21 protein-coding genes are annotated in these 21,748 nt (G+C 35.9%); 9 read left to right on the top strand and 12 right to left on the bottom strand.

Going from position 1 to position 21,748, the window contains the following annotated elements; genetic code table 11:
• The first annotated feature begins 68 nt into the window (after positions 1-68).
• Positions 69-1,031, top strand: coding sequence for an NAD(P)-binding domain-containing protein (locus tag ACZ430_RS07635; protein ID WP_464910498.1), 963 nt, complete (start codon positions 69-71; stop codon positions 1,029-1,031).
• Here the strand turns inward: ACZ430_RS07635 and ACZ430_RS07630 are convergent.
• The 5 genes from ACZ430_RS07630 to ACZ430_RS07610 are packed head-to-tail and all read right to left on the bottom strand — an operon-like array spanning position 1,028 to position 4,316.
• Positions 1,028-1,864 (bottom strand): tetratricopeptide repeat protein, encoded by an 837-nt coding sequence (locus tag ACZ430_RS07630; RefSeq protein WP_464910497.1) that lies wholly within the window; start codon positions 1,862-1,864, stop codon positions 1,028-1,030. The genes ACZ430_RS07635 and ACZ430_RS07630 overlap by 4 nt on opposite strands.
• Positions 1,854-2,741 (bottom strand): MlaD family protein, encoded by an 888-nt coding sequence (locus tag ACZ430_RS07625; protein WP_297209227.1) that lies wholly within the window; start codon positions 2,739-2,741, stop codon positions 1,854-1,856. The genes ACZ430_RS07630 and ACZ430_RS07625 overlap by 11 nt, the downstream gene beginning before the upstream one ends.
• Entirely contained in the window at positions 2,731-3,354 is a 624-nt protein-coding gene (locus ACZ430_RS07620; protein WP_464910496.1) for an ATP-binding cassette domain-containing protein, read from the bottom strand. Before ACZ430_RS07620 ends, ACZ430_RS07625 begins: the two co-directional genes overlap by 11 nt.
• Complete coding sequence (locus ACZ430_RS07615) at positions 3,351-4,025, bottom strand: ABC transporter permease (protein ID WP_339944243.1); 675 nt, start codon at positions 4,023-4,025, stop codon at positions 3,351-3,353. The genes ACZ430_RS07620 and ACZ430_RS07615 overlap by 4 nt, the downstream gene beginning before the upstream one ends.
• A 15-nt stretch (positions 4,026-4,040) precedes the next feature.
• Positions 4,041-4,316, bottom strand: coding sequence for a hypothetical protein (locus tag ACZ430_RS07610; protein ID WP_297209236.1), 276 nt, complete (start codon positions 4,314-4,316; stop codon positions 4,041-4,043).
• A gap of 161 nt (positions 4,317-4,477) precedes the next feature.
• On the opposite strand from ACZ430_RS07610, the gene prxU reads away from it, so the two are divergent.
• Entirely contained in the window at positions 4,478-5,197 is a 720-nt protein-coding gene (prxU, locus tag ACZ430_RS07605; RefSeq protein WP_297209239.1) for a thioredoxin-dependent peroxiredoxin, read from the top strand.
• A gap of 54 nt (positions 5,198-5,251) precedes the next feature.
• Here prxU and ACZ430_RS07600 read toward each other — a convergent pair whose 3' ends face one another.
• On the bottom strand, positions 5,252-5,971 hold the full coding sequence (locus ACZ430_RS07600) for a DUF4197 domain-containing protein (protein ID WP_297209242.1): 720 nt from the start codon (positions 5,969-5,971) through the stop codon (positions 5,252-5,254).
• 107 nt (positions 5,972-6,078) lie between these two features.
• On the opposite strand from ACZ430_RS07600, the gene ACZ430_RS07595 reads away from it, so the two are divergent.
• Together ACZ430_RS07595 and ACZ430_RS07590 are read left to right on the top strand one after the other, a co-directional pair.
• Entirely contained in the window at positions 6,079-7,611 is a 1,533-nt protein-coding gene (locus ACZ430_RS07595; protein ID WP_297209245.1) for an NAD(P)H-hydrate dehydratase, read from the top strand.
• Positions 7,595-8,413, top strand: a complete 819-nt coding sequence (locus ACZ430_RS07590; RefSeq protein ID WP_297209248.1) for a TrmH family RNA methyltransferase — start codon at positions 7,595-7,597, stop codon at positions 8,411-8,413. Before ACZ430_RS07595 ends, ACZ430_RS07590 begins: the two co-directional genes overlap by 17 nt.
• Here ACZ430_RS07590 and ACZ430_RS07585 read toward each other — a convergent pair.
• From ACZ430_RS07585 to ACZ430_RS07565, 5 genes are read right to left on the bottom strand one after another with little or no spacing between them, the layout of a single operon-like run.
• Positions 8,395-10,761: a cellulose synthase subunit BcsC-related outer membrane protein gene (locus ACZ430_RS07585; RefSeq protein WP_440871017.1), complete on the bottom strand. Its 2,367-nt coding sequence runs from the start codon at positions 10,759-10,761 to the stop codon at positions 8,395-8,397. The genes ACZ430_RS07590 and ACZ430_RS07585 overlap by 19 nt on opposite strands.
• Entirely contained in the window at positions 10,758-11,798 is a 1,041-nt protein-coding gene (locus tag ACZ430_RS07580; RefSeq protein WP_297209254.1) for a glycosyl hydrolase family 8, read from the bottom strand. The genes ACZ430_RS07585 and ACZ430_RS07580 overlap by 4 nt, the downstream gene beginning before the upstream one ends.
• Positions 11,782-14,004 carry a cellulose biosynthesis cyclic di-GMP-binding regulatory protein BcsB gene (locus ACZ430_RS07575; protein ID WP_297209257.1) on the bottom strand — a complete coding sequence of 741 codons (2,223 nt, stop codon included), beginning with the start codon at positions 14,002-14,004 and terminating at the stop codon, positions 11,782-11,784. Before ACZ430_RS07575 ends, ACZ430_RS07580 begins: the two co-directional genes overlap by 17 nt.
• Positions 13,977-16,271: a glycosyltransferase family 2 protein gene (locus tag ACZ430_RS07570; protein ID WP_297209260.1), complete on the bottom strand. Its 2,295-nt coding sequence runs from the start codon at positions 16,269-16,271 to the stop codon at positions 13,977-13,979. The genes ACZ430_RS07575 and ACZ430_RS07570 overlap by 28 nt, the downstream gene beginning before the upstream one ends.
• Before the next feature lie 37 nt (positions 16,272-16,308).
• Entirely contained in the window at positions 16,309-16,923 is a 615-nt protein-coding gene (locus ACZ430_RS07565; protein ID WP_297209262.1) for a GGDEF domain-containing protein, read from the bottom strand.
• 210 nt (positions 16,924-17,133) lie between these two features.
• Between ACZ430_RS07565 and tig the strand changes: the two genes are divergently transcribed.
• The 5 genes from tig to ACZ430_RS07540 are packed head-to-tail and all read left to right on the top strand — an operon-like array spanning position 17,134 to position 21,157.
• Positions 17,134-18,372, top strand: a complete 1,239-nt coding sequence (gene tig / locus ACZ430_RS07560; RefSeq protein WP_464910495.1) for a trigger factor — start codon at positions 17,134-17,136, stop codon at positions 18,370-18,372.
• A complete protein-coding gene (gene clpP, locus ACZ430_RS07555; protein ID WP_297209268.1) occupies positions 18,369-18,956 on the top strand; it encodes an ATP-dependent Clp endopeptidase proteolytic subunit ClpP in 588 nt (195 codons plus the stop codon). Before tig ends, clpP begins: the two co-directional genes overlap by 4 nt.
• A 12-nt stretch (positions 18,957-18,968) precedes the next feature.
• Positions 18,969-20,201, top strand: a complete 1,233-nt coding sequence (gene clpX / locus ACZ430_RS07550) for an ATP-dependent Clp protease ATP-binding subunit ClpX (RefSeq protein ID WP_297209271.1) — start codon at positions 18,969-18,971, stop codon at positions 20,199-20,201.
• A complete protein-coding gene (locus ACZ430_RS07545; protein WP_297209274.1) occupies positions 20,194-20,565 on the top strand; it encodes a cyclophilin-like fold protein in 372 nt (123 codons plus the stop codon). The genes clpX and ACZ430_RS07545 overlap by 8 nt, the downstream gene beginning before the upstream one ends.
• On the top strand, positions 20,552-21,157 hold the full coding sequence (locus tag ACZ430_RS07540; RefSeq protein WP_297209277.1) for a YkgJ family cysteine cluster protein: 606 nt from the start codon (positions 20,552-20,554) through the stop codon (positions 21,155-21,157). The genes ACZ430_RS07545 and ACZ430_RS07540 overlap by 14 nt, the downstream gene beginning before the upstream one ends.
• Before the next feature lie 3 nt (positions 21,158-21,160).
• On the opposite strand, the gene ACZ430_RS07535 is transcribed toward ACZ430_RS07540, so the two are convergent.
• Positions 21,161-21,736, bottom strand: coding sequence for an NUDIX hydrolase (locus ACZ430_RS07535; protein WP_464910494.1), 576 nt, complete (start codon positions 21,734-21,736; stop codon positions 21,161-21,163).
• Positions 21,737-21,748: the final 12 nt, after the last annotated feature.

Raw genomic sequence — 21,748 nt, 5'->3', positions numbered from 1 at the left:
TATAAAGAGTTTATATCTTTTTTTCTAATTTGTCAAGAGGTATGCTGAATAATTATAATAAATAACTTATGAAGAAACTAAAAGTTGCCATAATAGGTGCAGGACCTGCCGGAATTTCCTCAGCTGTTGAATTTAAAGCCGAAGGAATAAGTGATATCCATATATTTGAGAAGGGTAGCAAATTCTGCTCTACTATAAGAAGACTTTATCCAGCCGGTAAAAGGGTGGATAAAGATTATAAAGGTGTAATCGCTTCAACAGAAGGTATATGTTCTTTTGAAACAGAGACTAAAGAGGAATTTCTGAATAGAATGAAGAAGTACATAAATGACTATGAAATTCAAATTGACTATAATATAGAGATTAACGGTCTTGAGAAAAAAGGAGACGATTATGTTATAAAGGCAGGTAGTTTCCACGTTGCTCAGTCAAGGTTTGTAATAATAGCAACCGGTGTATTTGACAAACCTAAGAGACCCTCCTATCCTATACCCGAAAAAATAAAAGACAGGGTTTTTTTTGAATTGCCGAAAGAACTACCAGAAGGAGAAAAAATATTAATTGTAGGCGGAGGAAACACCGCTGCTGAGATTGCCTGTATGCTTGCTGGTAAATGTGATGTTTATCTTTCATACAGAAGACCGCAATTTTTCAGAATTAACGAAGAAAATCTTAAAGAACTTGAAAAAAGAAAAGATGATATTACCTTTTTTCTGGGCACAGAAATAAAAGCCTTAGAGGAAGATAAAGATTCTGTAAAGGTAATATTTCATGACGGCCATACAGAAGTCTTTTCAAAAATTTTTTATTGTCTGGGTGGAAGCACTCCTAAAAATCTTCTTCAAAAAATGGGGGTTGAATTCAGGGAGAATTCTCCTGTCATCGATGAATTTGGAGAGAGCAATCTTGAAAGGGTCTTTTTAGTAGGAGACATTGCCACCAAAAGAGGCTCTATAATTAATGCCTTCAACTCTGCCCATAGGGCTGTAAAAAGAATTTTTGAGAAATATCATACCCTTATTAAATCTTAAAGAGAAAGCCTTTTTATTTCCTCTATGATTTTTATTTCCTTGCTTTGATTACCAAGCCCTCTCCATATCTCAAGAGCCCTGTTAAAATACTCTATAGCTTTTCTTTTTTCACCAGCGTTGCTGTAAAATCTGCCCAGCATTTCCATATCAAGGCCTATTTTCTCGGGAATTGCAATTTCTTTGTCAATTTCCAAAGCCCTAAGTAGATATTTTTCTCCTAAATTATGCTTTCCGTTTAAATAAATCTCTCCAAGTAATCTCCAAGAATTGGCTTCTTCAATTCTTGATATATTTTTGTTTAGAGACAAAGCCTCCTTTATTAAATTTTCTGCCTCTTTAGGCTCACCTACTCTTAAATTTATCCTTGATAGGAGATTTAGTGCTTTAATCCTCATTAAAACTGACTCGGACTTTGTAAGTCTCTTTAAGGAATTTTCATCGTTTTTTCCTTTTAAAAACTCAATCCTTGCTCTTTCAAAGATGATTTCTTCCTCTAAATTTCTATCAATAGAGGACTTCTCTGAAAGTCTTAAAGCAGATTCAACGCATGATGAAGCATCTTCAATTTTATCTAAAGAAGAATAAAGTCGGGACAGACTAATTAAAATAATAACGGAGGAATTGTCATCCTGTATTAGTCTGGCTCTTTTATAGGCTTCTTTATAAATTAGTTCTGCCGCTTGAATATCTCCTCTCTCAAAAGCCTTATTTGCCTGAAGTATTAAGCTGCTGAGTTCGCTTATCCTGTGTGGCTGTTCAACGGGCGGCCTATAGCAACTGATAACTGTGACAAGCAAAAGCGTTATAACGCAAAGCTTAAAACTACTTCTCATAAGTATCTGCCTCAATTGGTCTTATCTCTTTTTTCCTTATGCCCTCTCTTATAGGCCAAAGTCCCTTTATGCTTTGAAGAATTTCATCAATGTCCTGCATACTCTTTTTTGTCTGCTCAATCATCAAAGGCATATCTTTTTTGGTTACTCCCTTTATTGCCGTGGCCGTATCATGCAGTTCCTTAGAAAGACTTTGTAGTAATCTTATTAATTCTTTTATTTCCTCTACTGTTTTATCTGATTTGTCTGCTATCTCGGGGATTTTTCTGTTTAGTTCCACAAGAAGAATATTAAGCTGATTAGTTGTTTCAATAAGATTATGAGAAACCCTCTCGATGTTATTAATACTTTTCTTAATATTACCTTCAGGTTCATTAATGTAATTTATTGTTTCTTTCACTCCCTTTAGAATCTCAGAAATCTCCTCTTTAAGCTCTCCTGCAATCTCTTCAATTCCTGCCTGTCTAAAAAATTTTATAGTCTGTCCTGGTTTTAAAGGTTGACCCTTGCCTGGTAGTATTTCAATATAAGACTCTCCGATAAAGCCTTCCTTAGAAAATAAAGCTACCGTGCCATCTCTGAACCATTTGGCATGAGACTCTTCAATAGAGAGGGTTAACTTTACAAATCCATCGTCCTGAAGCTCCATTTTTTTCACTCTACCAATTTTAAAACCAGAAATTCTAACAGGCATACCCACATACAAACCTGTAGCCTTTGAAGTAAGACAGTAAAAATCTTTCTTTTTTGTAAAAAATCCCCTTTCTTTTCCCGCAAAATATAAAAATATTAAAGCCCCTACTATCGCTGTAATAATAAAAACAAGAATTTTTCCTCTTAGAAAAATAAATCGAGAGTCTGTTTCTTTAATTTTCACCTGGCCTGTCCTTCTTATCAATTATTGCTCTATCTGCTTCTGAGCTCAATATATAAATCACACCTTTGCCTTTTGTAATTTCTTCAATTCGGTCGACAAGCCATCTTTTCTCCTCATGGTTTATGCCATCAAAGGGATATTCGAAAATTATAACGTCTGGATTTGTAAGAAGTCCTCTTCCTATGCCTATAATTCTTTTTTCTAAATTTGTAAGGGTTGTTATTCTACACATGGGCTCTTTCTTAAATTCAAATTTTTCAAGGAATTCTATGGCTTTTTTTATTATATTTTGTTTTGAATCAGTTTTGTGATAAAGAGCGGGAAGTATAAGATTTTCAAAGGTCTTAAGATTACTTATAAGTCCTCCATTTTTAAAAGCCACAGCCACTCTCCTTCTTAGTTCAAGTATTTTATCTCTTTTCAAATTTTTTATATTATACCCCATAATAATGACTTCACCCTTCAAAGGTCTTTTCAGTCCTATTAAAAGCTTCCAGAACTCTTCGGCCTGGTCAGGTTTTTCAAATACAAAAACTTTCCTTGAGTTTCTATCAAGCTCGAAATTTAATTCCCTATCTAACTGTTCCCCTTTAAGAGAAATTGCTCTTATCACCTAATCATCTCTGCAACGAAGTTCATCAAAACATCAACAATAAATAGTGAAAAAAGTCCCCCTGTTATAGCCTTTGTGGTTCTCTGAGGGATTTCTGTAAGACTCCGCTTAACCGAAAGTCCCTGCCAGATACATATTATTGAGATTATGAAGCCAAAAAGAGAGGATTTAATAAAAGAAACAACGACTTCTGTAAAATTAAATTGATTTATAAGGGCTAAAGCGTAATCTGAAAAAGGAACTCCACTCATCATGGTTGCCAGGAAAATACCTCCAAAAAGAGCAGAAAGCTGAAAATATATAGATAAAATAAGGGCAGCAATAACCATCCCATAAACTCTTGGCGATATTAGATAAACTTCTGGCCTTATTCCCATTGCTTCAAGATAGTCAATTTCTCTGTTTATCTTCATTGTTGAAAGTTCTGTTGATATGGCAGAACCACTTCTTGCGAGGATGATTAAACCTGTAAAAAAAGGGCCTATCTCTTTGAGAACAAGCCATAAAAGTATCTTAGCTATGAGAATGCTCGAACCTGCACCGGCTATATTGACTGTCTGTAAAACTATTATAAGTCCTATCAATAATCCAGAGATAATTACCGTTGAAACCGCCTGAATGCCTGTAAAATATATCTGTCTTAAAAGAACCGTTATAACCGGTGAAAGCAAACCATTATGCTCCTTCTAACATTTAACCCTTTCAGGTGTGCATTTACCGTTCTTATCTGGGCAGCATCTTTCACACCAGTGCTGTCCATTTTTATCACAACAACATACTCTCTCGTAACATCCGTTTGGCTGAAGATTCCAAGGAGCACAGTTTGCTGTGTCTGAAAAGAGATTGTCTATAGAGCCTTTTTGAGAAAAATTAGAAGACCTATAAGTTTCTATCTTTCCAGTCCATCCCGATATGACAAATACAACCGTAGCCATAATTAAAAATAAAACAAACCTTTTCATTTTACACCCTCCTGCATACTTAAAGATTAATCTAATTTTATCATAGTGTTAAGAAAATTTTTTTACAAGTCTTTATCGAAAAAATCAATAAAAAGCCTATCTTATTGAAACTTTTTCCTATCAATGATATAATCTTATAAAACTCTAAGGAGGTGAAAATCATGCCTGAAGAATTAAAGGTAGGTTGTGCAAGGCCTACAGGCGGACCTGTAGGAGAAGAACCAAAGGAGGACATCTCCGAACAAACAACCAACAAAGAGGAGGTAAAAGCTATGATTAAAGTAGGAAGAAAAGCGCCAGACTTCATAGCACCCGCATATTATAAAGGAAAGTTTGTCAATGTAAAGCTTTCAGACTATTTGGGGAAATGGGTTTTGCTTTGTTTTTACCCAGGAGATTTTACTTTTGTCTGAGCAACTGAACTTTCGGCAGTTGCCGAAAAATACAGCGATTTTAAAAAACTCGGCGTGGAAGTTTTAGCAATGAGTATTGACAGCATATTTGTGCACAAAATGTGGAATGACTATGAACTGAGCAAGATGGTCAAGGGAGGCATACCTTTCCCAATGTTGTCAGATGCAGGCGGCCGAGTAGGAACAATCTACGGAGTTTATGACGAAGATGCCGGAGTAGAGACAAGGGGAAGATTTATAATAGACCCCGATGGTGTAATTCAAGGATATGAGGTATTGACACCACCCGTAGGAAGAAATGTAACTGAAACGATAAGACAAATTCAAGCTTTTCAACATGTTAGAAAAACAAAGGGAGCAGAAGCAACACCTTCAGGCTGGAGACCAGGAAAGCCAACATTAAAACCCGGGCCAGCTCTTGTAGGAAAAGTTTGGGAAGTCTGGACAACGAAAGAAGCTTTCGATTAATTTCTAAAACTAAATCGAAGGGGATACTCAAAAGAGTATCCCCTTTTTATTTTATTATTTGCTACCGAAGACTTTTCTTAAAAGTTCTGTAACACGTGCTGATGGGTCTGTTCTTATCTTCTTTTCTTCCTGCGCCACCATGTAGAAAAGTCCATCTAAGGCTTTTGTTGTAACATAATGGTCAAGATTAAAGGATTCAACTCCTGAAAAAGGCACTACTGAAAGATACCTCTCTGTCATGTTTTTATATGCTCTTGTAGTGCCCACTTCATTCATGCTTTTAGATATAATCGGTCTGAAGGATTCATACAGTTTATCAAATGTTTTCTCCTTAAAATAGTCCGTTGCAGCAGTATCATTCCCTCTAAGAATCTTAATTGCGTCTTCGAAAGTCATTTCCTTTATTGCTGTTATAAATATATCTTTTGCCTTTGGAGCGGCCTTCTCTGCTGCTCTGTTCATGCTGAGGATGAACTCGTCAACTTCTTTCTGATATCCTATTTTCCCGAGTATATTAGCCATGTTTTGAATGTTTTTAGGAAGAAGAATCTTTATCGCTTCATTTTTAAAATATCCGTCAATCTTTGAGACAGAAATTACAGCATTGCCTGTTCCGATTAGCAAGGCCTCCTTTAGTCCAGCCGTTACTGTGTCAGTATCTTTCTCAGTCTGTTTAGGTATCTGCACTCCTCTGAGAAAATCCTCAAGAAAACTTGCATAACAAGGGACGACAAAAAACATAAAAAAGCATGTAAAAACTACTAATTTCTTCATATAAATCTCCTCTTTCGGGAATTGTTAATTCAATTATAACATTTTAGAAAATCAATTAACTCAAAGTTTTTTTATGCTATAATCATAGAAAAACGAGGCATGAAGATATGAAGGTCGTAACCTCTGAAGAGATGAGAGAGATTGATAAATTAACTATTGAACATTACAGAATTCCCTCAGAGGTATTAATGGAAAGAGCAGCCCTATCGGTGAGTAAATATGTTTTAGAAAGGCAAGCAAAAAATCTTGTCGTATTAGCAGGACCGGGTAACAATGGAGGAGACGGAGTTGCTTTAGGGAGAATTTTAAAAGGTAAAGTTAAAAATATAAAAATATTTCAGCTTTTTCCCGATGATAAGCTTTCGGAGGATTGTAGGAAACAGATTGAGATAGCTGAAAAATTTAAAATTTCTCTTATAAAAAGTTTTCCTTCCACAAGGGAACTACAAGAGGCAGACTTAATAATTGATGCAATTTTTGGAACAGGCCTAAGAAGAAAAATAGAAGGCGAGCTTGCGGCTTTCATAAACCTAATTAATTCGATGAAAAAAGATGTTATTGCAATTGATATTCCTTCTGGTGTGTCATCAGACACAGGTGAGATTCTGGGAGATGCCTTAAGGGCAACCATTACTGTAACCTTCGGTCTACCTAAAAGAGGTCATCTACTATTCCCTGGCAGAGAATACGCAGGCAACCTTTTTGTTGAGGATATAGGCTTTCCAGATGAATTAATTTGTTCAGACAGAATAAAAACGTCCCTAATTGACAAAAAAACTGCCCTGTCCCTATTGCCACTAAGACCTCTGTATTCTCATAAAGGAAACTACGGGCACATTCTTGTAATTGCCGGTTCAGTTGGCAAAATAGGTGCAGCTAAGATGGTTGCAAAAAGTGCCTTAAGAACTGGCTCAGGCCTTGTAACCCTTGCCATTCCATCATGTTTAAGCATTGCTTGTCATAGCTATGTCCTCGAAGAGATGATTCTTCCACTTCCTTGTAACGGGCAGACCATATCAGCAAAGGCAATTGAACATATAGGAAATTTTATCACTGAAAAGACCGATGCAATAGCTTTTGGTCCTGGTGTTGGAATAAATGCGGATACAGAAGAAATTCTAAGATTTCTACTTAACAACAGTCAATGTCCTCTTGTTATTGATGCAGATGGAATAACTATTCTCAGTAAAAATATGAAACTACTTGAGCATACCAAAGCAGAAACTGTTATTACACCACATCCAGGAGAACTGAGCAGACTTATAAATATTTCTGTAAAGGAGATAGAAAAGGATAGAATTGAAATAGCAAGAAAAACAGCCAAAGAACTCAATACAACTGTTGTCCTAAAAGGAGCTCCTACGGTTATATCTGATAGCGATGGAAATGTTTTTATCAACACAACAGGTAATCCAGGCATGGCAACAGCCGGAGCAGGTGATGTATTGACCGGAATCATAACCTCTCTAATTGGTCAAAAACTATCCTCCCTAAAAGCGTCAATTCTTGGTGTGTATCTCCATGGCTTAAGTGGAGATATAGCAGCTAAATTTAAAGGATATCATAGTCTCATAGCCAGTGATATAACTGATTTTCTTCCACGGGCTTTCATTGAATTGAAAGATGAAATGGATAAATAGTCAAGAAAACCCTCAAATAAAAGAGATTATTAAAATAAAGAAAAAACCCGAAAAAAAAGTTTTTGTTGAAGGAATAAATTTGTTGAGGACAGTCTTAGAAAGCGATTTAAATCACCGAGTAGATAAAATTTTTATCACAGAAAGTTTCATCTCAAAGCACAAAGGATTCTTTCAGTTTCTCAGTGATAGCAACTCGGAATTAATCGGTATTTCAGATAAATTAGCAAGTAAAATTTCAGATACCGTATCTCCTCAAGGCATTTTTGCTTTAATAACCTACGGAATTGAAAATTCTTTGGAAAAAATAAATGATGCCGATACAATAGTTATACTCGATAGAATACAGGACCCAGGAAATCTTGGAACGATAATAAGAAGCTCTGAAGCATTAGGAGCGCAAGCAATAATACTGTCAGAAGGGTGCTGCAATCCCTTAGCTTCAAAAGTAATAAGGGCATCAGCTGGAAGCGTTTTCCTTCTGCCAGTAATAAAAACTGAAGAGGATAGGATTAAAAACTTTTTAGAAAAATCTGGTTTTACAGTAATATTAACAGAACCGAAAGCAGATAAAAATATTTTTGAAATCGAGCTAAAAGAGCATGTAGCCGTAGTTTTAGGAAATGAAGCTCAAGGGATAAGTAAAAGTTTTAAAGAAATCCCTCACATAGCCTGTAAAATTCCACAAACAGGAAAGGGTGAAAGTCTAAATGTAGCCGTAAGTGCTTCAATTGTCCTCTATGAAATTCTCCGAGCAAAATTATCTAATTTTAAAGGAAGGAATAGTCATGGAAGGAAAAAATAAATTATGCCAGCACCTGCACTCCATTCATTGTATCCACCAGATATGTTCGTCTTTCCAAAACCATAAATAGTTATAGTTTTTGTCAAATTCTGTCTGAATTTTACTTCTACGCTGCCTCCAAATTTTGATTTCCTCTCTTCTTCATATTTTCCCTCAATGTCTGACTGAGCAGAGGAGTTAAATAATGCTTTGTTATCACTAAACAATGGATAATGAGGCGATGAGTCTGCTCTGTAGTAGATGTAACCCAACGATGCTTTTATATCAAACCCAATACCACAGCAATCTTTAATTTTATATCTAAAAGTCGGACCAACCATGTTGAAAAACTGAGGACTAAAATAGCCTCCGTGACCAAAGGTAAAAAAGTTGCTATTTCTTCTGAAATGCTTTATAACATAGAAAACCCCAATATCTAACTCGTTTTTTTCATCTATGATAAAAGTCTTGCCAAAGCTTAAACTTCCCTCTAACGAGTAGTTCTCCCATATGTTTTCTCCCCAAATATAGCCGAAGTCTCCAGAGATAGCAAGCCAGTAGCTATCTTTTAAGTTTATATTTACTCCTCCCTGGATGCCTGTTTTTAATACCCTTCCCCATCTTTCATTGCTGTATGGGTCTTTTTGTCCTTGAATTGACAGAATAGACTCTTCAATGGAAATCTGATGAAGATTAACCCAAAAACTTTTATAATCCACGCCTAAAGAAAAAAGAGGCATCGCTGATACGGTTGCATTAATAGGAGTAGTGCCGAGGGACAGATTAATCTGTGGATAACCCTCAATTTCATATTTAAATTCTGGTTGGAAGAGCCATTTTGAAGTGATAGGGCTGTTTTTCTGAGCTATACCATTTAGATATTCATAGTATTTTCCAACATATGGATTTTCTCCTAATGTTCCAGAATTAACGTATTTCTGTAAAATCGTAAAGCTTAATTTTCGTCCTTCCTCTAAAGGATAATGCAATGAAAGAGGTATTTTTATCTCTTTTAGTTTTGATAATCCCTCGTCACCTGATTTAAATCTATAAGAAAAACCTGCCTCAAGCTGAGGAAATTGCTCTCGGTAGTAGCAGGTATCTTGACTTAAAGAATCCACATGAGAAGCTAAAACGGGCAATCCTCTTTTACAATACCACTGGCCAGCTATTTTTTTTGAAACAGGGTCAGTAGATGTAGCTAATTTTCTTACAGTTGAATAGGCTTCTGACAAATGATTCTCTGAGAGTTTTCTATCTGCTTTTCTTATATAAGCCTCTGCTTTGATTAGATTTAGTTTTTCACTTTTAATCGAGCTTTTCTCTACTAAACTAATCAAATCGTCATCTCTTCCCAGAGCATTATAACAGTAAGCAGCACCCAGTATATACTCCTCCTCTTGGGGATACTTCTTAGAGAGTGATAAAAAGAGGTCAAGCGATTTTTCGTATTCCTTAACATTGTAATAATGCCATGCCATAGTTGAGAGGGCAACTCTATCTTCGGGATAAACTTTAAGTATTCTGTTTGCTAAATCTAAAACTAATGGAGATTTTATATCAGTCAGGGAAAGTTTCTTTCTGTGTAAATCTGCCTCAAGTGATTTTATTTTAGTCAGATACTGTAGGTTCTCATTTTTACCTTCTGCTTCAAGAAGCTTAACCATGTCTTCGTATTCAAGCAAAGTTGAAAGTTCATAAAGTATGGCGACTCTGAGGTCTAAGTCATTTTGAGTGCATTGAAGAAGATTTAAAAGCCGCTGCTTAGCTTTAGAGTTTTCATTCATTGCTCTTAATTTTTTTGCATTTTCATAAAATTCATAAATCTTAAGACAGTATTTGAGAGCATAGTTTTCTGCCTTATCAAATTCTCCTTTTGAAATTAACAGTTCAATGATTGAAGCTGTAACTTCCTGAATTTTATAGTTTTCTCCGTATAGAACCCCAAACTGTTCAATCGCTTCGTCGTTTTTACCAAGATTTTTTAAACTGTATGCAAGACCTAATCGGGCAGAAAGAGCTATATCTCTGTTTTGAGAGTTCAGAAGGCTTTGGAACTTTTCAGAGGCTCTGTAAAAATCGCCCTCTTCATATAACTTCCAGGCATTTTTTATTACAACTGCCTCTGAAATCTTCTTCTCAATAACCTTTCCTAAAGGCTCAATCTTCGGCTTTTCAAGAGATAGCCCTTTTTTCTTTTCCTGTTCAGTAGTTCTCGTATCCAGAGAGTTAGGCTGCATAGGACTTTGAAGCACCCGTGACTTTTCCTCAGATTTTTCAATAAAAATGATGTTTTTCTGAGTTGTTTCTTCAGAAAAAGTCATACTTACAAAAAAGAATAAAATAAAGATGGCAAAAAGTGCTCTCATTTTATTCCGGCCTTAAGAACTAAAAGGGAAATTGTAAAAGAATAGTAATTTTTTTCAGTCTCAAGTTTCTTCAATCCCCTCTGCAAAAGCAACTCATGAAGGCGTTCTTTACCAAGCTTTTTTGCAACGAACGAAAATAATAAATAATGCATTGCCAATCCATCGTGAGATGAAAACCTATTTTCTTTAAAGTCAAAATCCTGTGGGATAAAATCTATTCTCTCAATGAACTCTATATAATCCTTAAATTTCTTAATAAGCTCTGATTCCTCTGCCATTAAGGCATATAGAGGTATTCGGATTGCTTCAAAACCAAAGGTTATGGGTCTTTCGGAGTAAAAATTGAAAGTATCTCCTTTAAGAACAATCCAGTCAGGTGGAAGCCCATATTTGCCAAAGCTTAGCTTTTTAAGCAGACGCACAGAATCTCCATAAAGCTTTCCCCAAAAATCATCTTTTCCTACAGCCTGAAAAACTCTGTAGGCCGGCAAAATATAATATGATGGATTAATAATGATTTCGTTTTCTCTATAGAAACCGTAGTATGCTGGCAGAACATAGTAGGAAGAGTCGATTTTCAGGACAAGTAAATTTTTTATAACCTCTATAATCTTCATTGCCTCTTCTATATACTCCTGTCTCTTCCATTTATCTCCAGCAAGACATAAAGCATAGGCTATGAGAGTATCTCCATCAGAGGCATTATTGTAGTCAAGGACTGTCCATTTACCGGAGAAATGCTTACCCCAACTCCAGGCAAACAAACTATCTGCATTTCTTACCTGCAGGTTATCCCTTGTCCATCGCCATAACTTATCAAAAGTCTCTTTATCACTAAAAAATACGCTCAAAAGCATTCCATAGCCTTGCCCTTCCGAATGACTTATTGAACTGCTCTGTATATCAATAACTCTACCATCTTCGGATAGGAAGTTTCTTTTGTAATAACTCCAATACTCAGACAACACTTCTGCTGATGCAGCTTGGCAAATACAGAAAATCATAACTATGTAAACAATCTTACTTATTAATCTCACTTATTCTCTTAACTCTGAATGTTTTAATAGTTTTATAAATCAAATAAGCCAAAAGAAGAATCAAAATAAGCATTAGGGAGGTAAAAATTAAAGGATGTGCGTAAATCCAAGCGTTAAGAGCGGGAAATATGCCCATCTTGCCTACATAATAAGTTCTGTCAGTATAGTAAGAATGAATAGTATTCTCAGGAGCATTTATGTCAAAAACTGTTAATGCACCTGCTGCCTTTGAGAAAACTGAAGACTCAAGCAGAGCGTATGTTCCAGCGAGAAGAGACTCCTTTTCTGATGCGGTCACAACAAGAACTGTGTTTCTGTCTTTATAGGGCGATTCAAATTCAGATAGGACAAACCACCTGCCTTCATTTTTTCCTGAGTAATTCATTATTGACTTGCTATAGTGAAAATCTGTCTTTGCTTTAAAGATTGGAATTATGTTCCCAATAAATGACCTAAGTTTTGCATTTATAACAGACTCGCTTTTTTCAAAATTTCTTACAAGATAGTATACGAAGCTACCTTTTTCCTGAACTTTTATTTGGCCTGCCTTTAGATAGTCTTCAGGAATTTTCGCTATCTCTCCTACAACTATTATATTTCTATCTTTAATCTTGGATATATCCGAAGAAATCTTTATATTAAAAGGAATATAGCCAGCTCTCTGTGAAGATAAAGCTATTAAGTTAATGGCGGAAGTGATTGTATCAATGTTCTGTTCAGTAATTAAAACGCCTGCCTTACTAAAATCTGCAGGATTTGAAAATGGAAATCCATCAAGGAAAAACAAGAAAATGTCTGGCATTTCTGTCCAGGCAGGAGTTTGAGGGATAGATATTTTTGAGTCTTCAAAGATGGTCAACTGAAGATTTTCTGTTTGAACAAATTCGCAATATCCTGTTATGAGGGGAGATAACACAGCTGTAAAAGTTATTACATTGTAACCTGGCTTGAAAAGATTCATCGGAATATCCAGGATATAGTCTCTTATGAGTCCACCCTTTATATTTTCAAGATGCACCGATGCTACATACTTACCATTTACCTGTATATTGAGAGTGCTATCCTTTCTCATTCCACTACCATAACTAAAATTAAGCTTAAGAGAAATAAAAGAGTTTGGCTTTAAAAAGACATAGGAGGGCAATTTAAAGTCCATTGAGAGAGATTTTGCTCCTACTCCTTTAAAGGTATTGGTAAAAAACCCTAATTCCTTAAAGTTATATTCGTATCCGGGAAACAGAATTCCCTTTCCTGCCTTTGGAGATTGGGGTTTTAAGTTAACTTCCTCCACTCTTATTGTCTGAGTTTTTGGGAAGGGGAAATTGATTGAAGCAAAGGCATAGGCAGCCTTTTTTAACTCATCCTTCGTATCTCCTTTAATTAGGAGTAAGGCATGATAGGGGTCATCTGCAAAGGTTTTTATTTTTATAATCCCACCATTATCTAAGAGGTCTCCCGTTAGGGATTTTATAAATTCGTTGTTTCCAATTACAATATTATCTACTCCTTTTTTAGGAAGCTCTGAAATAGTAAATTTAACAGACCTGTATTCAAATCTAAGGGCAACAGAGGATGCAACAATAGATGCTAACTCAATCATTTCCTCGCTCTTGTCAGATATGACGATATTGACTGTATTTTCAGCGGGTAATTTTGGGTCAAATAGAAAATTGGCAATAGCAGAAAGACTTTCTGGCACCTTTTTTAGCGATATATCAAAATCAAAGGAAGCTTGGTCAAATTCAATGGTTGTCCACAACTCAGGAGCAGAGGGGTCTTCACATTCAATTGTATAGTGATGAGCAACAGTAAAATTAAGGTCATTGTAGCCGCTTTTCAGTAGATTAATGGGAAGATTAACAGAAACCTTTCCCTGTGGCAACTGAGGATTAAGATTAATCTGAGCAATGGGATTATCATTTAGCCATACTACAAGCCTCGACCTGTTTTGAAGCAATGCCGTTGAGTTTACATAAGAAAAATTAAGCGTAGCTTTGCTTATTTGCCATCTTTCAGGAATAGGCAGTTTAACTCTAATATTGTTTGATGCACCAGAAAGGGTAGTTGTTTTTACAGGTGCAATTTTCGAGAAAGGAATTTTGTATTTAATATTTTCCTGACAGAACCCATCTTTTAAAGAAAAAATCGCTATTAACGTGAACAGCGAAAAAATAATGCCTATTTTGTGAAGTTGTACCCTTTCCATATCTCCCCCAGATTTTTATATTTAAATAGTCTTTTAGAAGCTGAAAAGATAAATTTAATCACTCCCCTTATATTTCTTCCCATCGCGATAAATCCGATTTTAAGAAGATATAAAAAACCCGCCAAAATTCCCTTTTCCCTATCTCTTTTGCTCCAAAAACGTTCCCACCTACCACTGTCTCCGTATACATAGGATATTATTTTGCCCTCATCCTCAGTTAAATCAAAACTAACGCCCAAATTAATCATATTACCATTTTTGCTTACTCTCTTGAGTTCTACTCTAAATCTGAACTCTCTTCCCTGGCTGTTCCATGTTACTATTTCTATTTTACTATTCAAAAGAGGAATATAATCTCTCGGGTCTACTCGTAAACCTAATCCTCCCATTGATATATCCGTGATAGTTGCTTTTAAACTTTTTAGCTTTTCTGGAATAATTAGTAAAGCCTCTTCTTCGACCAGTATTCTATGATATCTTCTTATTTGTCTCAGCTCATACAGAGCACCTATACACGCAATTATCATGGATAAATTAAACAAAGTCCATGCCATACATACTGCAACAGCTCCTCTTTCAAGGGGTGAATAAAGCCATTTATTAATGCCTGCATATATACCAATTAAACACAAGATTAGGAGAATGTAAAAAGTAAATACTCTCGAATTTATGGTGCTCTCCTTAAGACTTGTGCCCTTTGGAGTGACTCTAAAGGTTGGAGATAAAGGGTTTAAAATAGCTCCGATAGTTGGAAAAATTAGAAAGAAACTCTGAGCTGTCTCTAAAACTTCAGAGAAAAAGGGATGCCTTACTCTTCCATAGAGATAGTTGGACACACTCAGAGAACATGCCAAATGGGGAATTGCATAGGTAATTATCTGCTCAGTTGATACATTGTATACCCTAAGGTTGAAAAGAAGATACATAAGAGGAGCAAAAATAAATATTATCCTCGCCAATCCAAAAAACCAAAAAATGCAGTTGTTAAGATAGCAGAGTTTTTGATACCATCTTAAACCCTTTTGTTTCAATGGATTTTTAAGCATGAAAATTTGAATCATTCCCTGAGTCCATCTACTTCTCTGAGTAATAAAATCATCAAAAGTTTCAGGAGAAAGTCCGCATATTAGGGGTTTTTTAAGATAAACACTTCTGTAACCTTTGCTATGTAAAGTCAATGAAGTCTCAGCATCCTCTGTTATTGTTTTACCCGCAAAGCCTCCCACTTCCTCAAGATATTTTCTCCTGAGCAGGGCACCCGAACCACAGAAAAATGAGGAGTTCCAGAAATCAAGGCCTCTATGAATTTCTCCATAAAACATCTCATTTTCTCCTGGAGATTCGGCATATGTGCCAAGATTTCTCTCAATGGGCGTTGGATTTATAAAAAAATGAGGCGTCTGCACCAGAAAAAGCTTATCATCCCTTAAAAAGAAACCGACAGTCTTTTCAAGAATATCGACCGTCGGAACATGGTCACAATCTAACACTAATATTAGTTCGCCCCCTTTGGAAGGTGGTTTTCCAAAGCAAAACCATTCAGAGCCTTTTGTGTCATATCCTTCAAAGCCTTTAGACGTAAGCCAAAGGGCATTATTTAGATTCCCTGCTTTCGCATGTTCATTTTTTTCTCTTGTAATATAATTTACATCCATCTCCTTTGCAAGACTCTTTAATTCTTCATATCTTTGCCATGCTTGTAAAGCTTTTTCTGGCTCTCTATCATTCCTCTTTTGAGTGGTACTCCCATCATCTAAGATGAAGATGTTAATCTTGTCCTGAGGATACTTTATCTGTTTACAGGCAATAATTGTTGTTTTTATGATTTCTAATGGTTCATTGTAGGTGGGAATGAAAATATCAACGGAGGGGAGGATATTCTTGTCCTCAGGAAGATTAAGGGGATGCCTTTTCAGTGGACTAATATTAACAAAAATTCCTAAAAAATATATTACAATAGCATAGGTTTCAGCGAGATATAGAGATAACATCGCCATGCTGTCAAAAAAGCCTGTATAGCCAAGAGTATGAAAAGTTCTAAAAATCCAGTATCTAAGAGTAATGAAGACCGCCAATGATAAAATCAAGACTCTTACCGTTTCATTGTTTCTGTTAAACTTCATCAAAACATAACTTAATGCTAAGAAAATATATGCCAAAACTGCCTGCTGGAGGGTATCAAGATAAACAGAAAGGCCTGTAAAAATAACGACCAATATTATTAATGTGAAGAATGCCTTAAGAGTTGCCTCTTTTAAGTTTTTCATAATTTTTGAACAGGTCTTATATTATATCAGAAGTTCGTTATTTTATTTTGCATAAGTTACCGCCCTTTCTCTTGGCCATGTACAATGCCTCTGAAGCTCTTTTGATAATAGTTTTGCTATCATCTTCATTGAGCAGTTGCGTTATTCCAAAACTGGCAGTAATTTTTAAATTAACGTTTCTAAATTTCTTTTTTTCAATCTTCTGCCTTATTCTGTCGCAGGCAAGAAGGGCAAACTCAACCTGTGTATTAGGATAAATTAGAGCAAACTGGTCTCCTGTATATCTTGCTAATATGTCTTCTTGCCTTATAGATTTAAGCAAGGTTTTAGCAAAATTTTTAAGAATTTTATCCCCTTCTTCATGACCATACTTTTTGTTTATGTTTTTAAAATGGTCAATGTCTATCATCGCCGCTGAAAGAGGAAGATTATGTCTTTTGGCAAAAGAAATCTCCTTTTTTAATAGTTTTTCAAAGGCTTTTCTGTTGTATATGCCGGTGAGAGGGTCTGTATTGATTATCTTCTTTATAGTCTTCAATGCCTCTGAAAGTTGCCTTTCTCTCTCTTCAAGCATTTTTGTCAGCTCTTTAATCTGCTCGTTTAATTTGACAACAACATTTGATTTGTCTTCACTACTTTTCTTTTCATTCATTTTTTTAAACTCTTTATTTTTTCATGTATTTTATAGAGTATATCAGAGTAAAACAAAGATTACAATAGACCCTTTATTGCAATTAATTTTTCCTGTCCTGCAATTTATTGATTGTCAAGAGATTTACCAGAGAAACTTCGCAATTGACAAAAATTATTAATGACTTTTAAACTTAAATTTGGCAAAATATCTATTTTTTAAGGAGGAAATGTGCTAAAAGGTATTGATGAAATTTCCAAAACTAAAAAAAGACTAAAAATTGAGATACCAGCGGAGGAAGTCGAATTAGAGATTCAGAAAGCTCTCAAGGAAATTCAAAGAAAAGCAAAAATTCCAGGTTTTAGACCAGGAAAAGCTCCTATCTCAATAATTGAAAAAAAGTTTGGTAAAGATGCAGAGTCAGAGGTGCTTGAAAAACTCGTATCAAAATATTACGATAATGCCATAAAAGAAGCCAATCTCAAACCTGTGCTTCCTCCTATGGCAGAAGATGCCATTGACATAAAAAGAAATGAGCCTCTTTACTTTGAATTACTTGTTGAAACAAGGCCGGAGATAGAAAATCTAAACTATGAGGGCATTGAAGTAGAAGAGGTATCAACGGAAGTAAAAGAAAGCGATATAGATGATGTTCTTCAAAGACTATCAAAGGAAAGAGGGGTATACGAACCTACAGAAGAGGCAGCTCAAAACGAAGACCTCGTGGTTATAGATTACACTACTGATATAGGTAAAGAAGCAAAAGATTACGTCTATAAACTCGGCGCAGGTCCTTTCCCAGAAGCTTTTTCAAAAGCAATAGAGGGAAGAAAAAAGGGAGAAAACTTTACTGTAGAAATTGATTTTCCCGAAGACTCAATTGCAGATTTTGCAAGCAAAAAAGTTAACTTCCAAATCACCCTCAAGGAAATCAAAAGAAGAAAAGATGTGCCTTTAGAGGAGCTTCCTGGTGAATTAGGCTTTGAAAACATGGAAACTCTCAGAAAACATGTAAGGGAAAGTCTTGAAAATGCCAAAAAAGAACAGGCCATTGAGAGAAAAAAAATAGAGATATTGAGAAAACTACTTGAAACCTACGAATTTGAGCTACCTGAAGGACTTGTTGAAATGGAAATCAAAAGAATTGCCGAAGAATACGAAAGATTAGGAATAAATGTATTTGAACAGATGGATAAAATTTCAGAAATCGCAAAGAGAAATATTAAAGCCTATCTTCTGTTGGAAATAATAGGAGAAAAAGAAGGAATTAAAGTAACTGAGGAAGACCTCAAACAGGAAATAATGAGCATAGCGAGAAAATATAACGTATCACCACAGGGAGTTGTTCAATACTATATGTCCAGAGACGGTTCTCTCGAGGCTCTTCGTAACAGCGTATTTGAGAATAAAGTATTTGATGCACTAATACAAAAATCAAGACCAATTAAAAAAGAGGAGGTAGAGCAGTGAGTATTGTTCCGATTGTAATAGAACAAACGGGAAGAACAGAGAGAGTTTATGACATATACTCAAGACTTCTCAAAGACAGAATAATATTCATAGGAACTGAGATAAATGACCAGATTGCAAATGTAGTAATAGCCCAGCTTCTGTTTCTTCAGACAGAAGACCCGGATAAAGATATACATATTTACATAAATTCTCCAGGTGGAATGGTATCAAGCGGCCTTGCTATTTATGACACTATGCAGTATGTAAAGCCAGACATTGCAACCTATTGTATTGGACAGGCTTCCTCTATGGCCTGTGTATTACTTGCAGCAGGAACAAAGGGCAAAAGATTTGCTCTGCCTCATTCAAGGGTTATGATACATCAGCCAATTGGAGGGTTTTACGGTCAGGCAACAGATGTAGAAATTCATGCAAGGGAAATACTTAAGATGAAAGAAATTCTCAATGGCATTCTTTCAAAACACACGGGGCAACCCATAGAAAAAATTCAAAAAGATACGGAAAGAGACTTTTTCATGTCTGCTGAAGAAGCAAAGCAATATGGAATAGTTGACGAGGTTATTACCTCTATCAAACAATAAAAAGGAAGAAGTATGGCAAGAAAGAACGGAGAAAATTTAAAGTGTTCCTTTTGTGGCAAATCGCAGAAGGACGTAAAAAAGCTCATTGCAGGAAATGGCGTATATATATGCGATGAATGTATTTCCCTTTGCAACGAAATATTAGAAGAGGAAAGGCTTGCCTCAATTGATGGAGTTAAAACAGAACTTCCAACTCCTCAGGAGATTCATAAATTTCTAAACGATTACGTAATTGGTCAAGAAAGGGCAAAGAAAATTCTATCTGTCGCTGTATACAACCATTACAAAAGAATTTTCAAGGGAGCTCCTTCTGATGAAATACAGAAAAGCAACATAATGCTTATTGGGCCCACTGGTACAGGAAAAACCCTTTTAGCCCAAACCTTAGCAAGATTTCTTGATGTTCCTTTTGCAATTGCAGATGCAACGACTCTTACAGAGGCAGGATATGTTGGAGAAGATGTGGAAAACATACTTCTTAAACTTCTTCAAAACGCAAATTTCGACATACAACGTGCCCAGATTGGCATAATATACATAGACGAAATCGACAAAATTAGCAGAAAAGCCGACAGTCCATCAATAACGAGAGACGTCTCAGGAGAAGGGGTTCAACAGGCTCTTTTAAAGATTGTCGAAGGCACAGTAGCCAATATACCTCCTCAAGGAGGAAGGAAGCACCCTCATCAGGACTATCTTCAGATTGATACAACCAACATACTTTTTATTTGTGGTGGGGCCTTTGTTGGATTAGAAGAAATCATCAAAAAGAGAATCGGAAAAAGAACTATTGGCTTTCTCTCTGAAACCTCTAAAAACAAAGAGGACAACGTTCTATCCCATGTAGAACCTGAAGATTTAATTAAATACGGAATGATACCTGAATTTGTCGGTAGATTCCCTGTAGTAGCCACATTAGGAGAGCTTGATGAAGATGCCCTTGTAGAGATTCTTACAAAACCTAAAAACGCTCTTGTGAAACAATATCAAAAGCTTTTCAACATAGATGGAGTAAAGCTTACTTTTACAGACGATGCTTTGAGAGCTATTGCAAAAAAGGCAATTGAAAGAAAAACAGGTGCACGGGCATTAAGAAGTATACTCGAGGAGATAATGCTCGATGTTATGTATATCATTCCTTCTGAGAAAGGAATAAGTGAGTGCATAATAAATGCCGATGTTGTAGATAAAAAAACAGCTCCTCTATTAATTTACAAACAGAAAGAAAGGGCAAAAAATGCCTAAAATAAAAATAATTATTGATGGTCAAACAATCTTGGCAGAACTTTACGACACCGACTGTGCCATGAAAATTTATAATAACCTTCCCATTCAGAGCCAAATAAATGAATGGGGAGATGAATTTTATTTCTCTATTGGATTAAAAATACCCCTTGACTCCACAGCTACGACTTCTGTTAAAGCAGGTGATATAGGTTATTGGCCTCCTGGAGAGGCATTAGCTGTGTTTTTCGGTAAAACGCCGCTCAGTAAAGGAGATGACCCCGTTGCAGCCAGTGAAGTAAATATTGTAGGAAGACTGCTTGATGACCCGTCAATCTTAAAGAAACTTAAGGGCTCAAAGCACATAAAAATTGAAAAAGAGTAAATTCAGAATCTCCTTTCCTGAGGATGAAAAGCTGCATTTCTGGCTCTCTATGCTACTCGATGCTTATGCAATAATGGATGAAGGCGTTTCAAAAGACATAAAGAAAGCGGAAAAAACAGGAAAAAAACTTGCTTGCAGTCGTGGTTGTAGTAACTGTTGCGAAACCCACAGAGACATTCCCGTCTATCCAATAGAAATCGTGGGAATCTACTGGTATGTCATAGAAAAAATAGAAGACCCTCTGAGGGCTGAAATAAAAACTTCCTTAATCAAACATAAAAGAGGCGAGAAATGTCCTTTTCTCGTGCAAAATATCTGTTCAATATATCCTGTAAGACCTCTTGCCTGTAGGCAGTTTAATGTGTTCGGTAAGTCCTGTGAAAAAGGAGAAGACCCTTTCTATGCAAGAAATGAAGATGTCCTTAAGCCTTCCTCTAACTATCTCGGAAAAGCACTCTATGAAACAACTCCGTTTTACAATGTCTTTGAAGAACAAGAAAAGATTGACTTCATAAACTCTGGCAGACTTAACAGTCTTGTAAAAATACTGCAACACTATCCCTGGATTGAACTGGCAAGAAGAATGGGTTAAATATTAAAAACTGTCCTTCAAAAATGGATTAAAAATGGGTAGATGCACATTCGTAAGCAAGGAACTAACTCCAATAGGTGAATTTACGCAGGTATAAAGATATCTGAAAAATTCCTCTCTGAAGTTATCACTAAAAAGACCTAAACTCATTTTACTCTGAATTTCTTCGATACGCCAGAACATAACCTCTTCAATTTCCTTTCTGTTGAAATCGAAGGGACCTTCATGAATGGTAAAGTAAGTATACACGAGCTCGCTTTCATATTCGTTTGAATGAATATATGTGTAGAGAAAGTGAAGATTTTCCGGTGATATACCAAGCTCTTCAAGAGTTTCCCTCTTGGCAGCAGTCAGAATATCCTCGTCCGGCATTATATGTCCGCCCACTGAGGTATCCCACTTACCCGGTGCCACATCCTTATGGGATGCTCTTTTCTGAAGCAAAAGTTCTCCTTTTGAGTTAAAAACCATTACATGCACAACTCTGTGAAGTAAAGAAGGGTTGCCATGAATAATGCTTCTTGGTGCAATAGAGATTATTCTACCTTCTCTGTCAACTATTTCGAGAAACTCTTCCATACTATCCACAAG

It is taken from the genome of Thermodesulfovibrio sp. TK500a (assembly GCF_055381765.1).
The sequence above is the reverse complement of the archived record's forward strand: the minus strand, read 5'-3'. Positions and strand labels throughout refer to the sequence as shown.

Bases quoted from the DNA above. Each gene is read 5' to 3' on its own strand.
- ACZ430_RS07630 (WP_464910497.1), bottom strand. From the start codon at position 1,864: ATGAGAAGTAGTTTTAAGCTTTGCGTTATAACGCTTTTGCTTGTCACA.
- clpX (WP_297209271.1), top strand. From the start codon at position 18,969: ATGGCAAGAAAGAACGGAGAAAATTTAAAGTGTTCCTTTTGTGGCAAA.
- ACZ430_RS07610 (WP_297209236.1), bottom strand. From the start codon at position 4,316: ATGAAAAGGTTTGTTTTATTTTTAATTATGGCTACGGTTGTATTTGTC.
- ACZ430_RS07590 (WP_297209248.1), top strand. From the start codon at position 7,595: ATGAAATGGATAAATAGTCAAGAAAACCCTCAAATAAAAGAGATTATT.
- ACZ430_RS07595 (WP_297209245.1), top strand. From the start codon at position 6,079: ATGAAGGTCGTAACCTCTGAAGAGATGAGAGAGATTGATAAATTAACT.
- ACZ430_RS07535 (WP_464910494.1), bottom strand. From the start codon at position 21,736: ATGGAAGAGTTTCTCGAAATAGTTGACAGAGAAGGTAGAATAATCTCT.
- ACZ430_RS07565 (WP_297209262.1), bottom strand. From the start codon at position 16,923: ATGAATGAAAAGAAAAGTAGTGAAGACAAATCAAATGTTGTTGTCAAA.
- ACZ430_RS07545 (WP_297209274.1), top strand. From the start codon at position 20,194: ATGCCTAAAATAAAAATAATTATTGATGGTCAAACAATCTTGGCAGAA.
- ACZ430_RS07575 (WP_297209257.1), bottom strand. From the start codon at position 14,004: ATGGAAAGGGTACAACTTCACAAAATAGGCATTATTTTTTCGCTGTTC.
- ACZ430_RS07570 (WP_297209260.1), bottom strand. From the start codon at position 16,271: ATGAAAAACTTAAAAGAGGCAACTCTTAAGGCATTCTTCACATTAATA.
- ACZ430_RS07635 (WP_464910498.1), top strand. From the start codon at position 69: ATGAAGAAACTAAAAGTTGCCATAATAGGTGCAGGACCTGCCGGAATT.
- ACZ430_RS07600 (WP_297209242.1), bottom strand. From the start codon at position 5,971: ATGAAGAAATTAGTAGTTTTTACATGCTTTTTTATGTTTTTTGTCGTC.
- ACZ430_RS07585 (WP_440871017.1), bottom strand. From the start codon at position 10,761: ATGAGAGCACTTTTTGCCATCTTTATTTTATTCTTTTTTGTAAGTATG.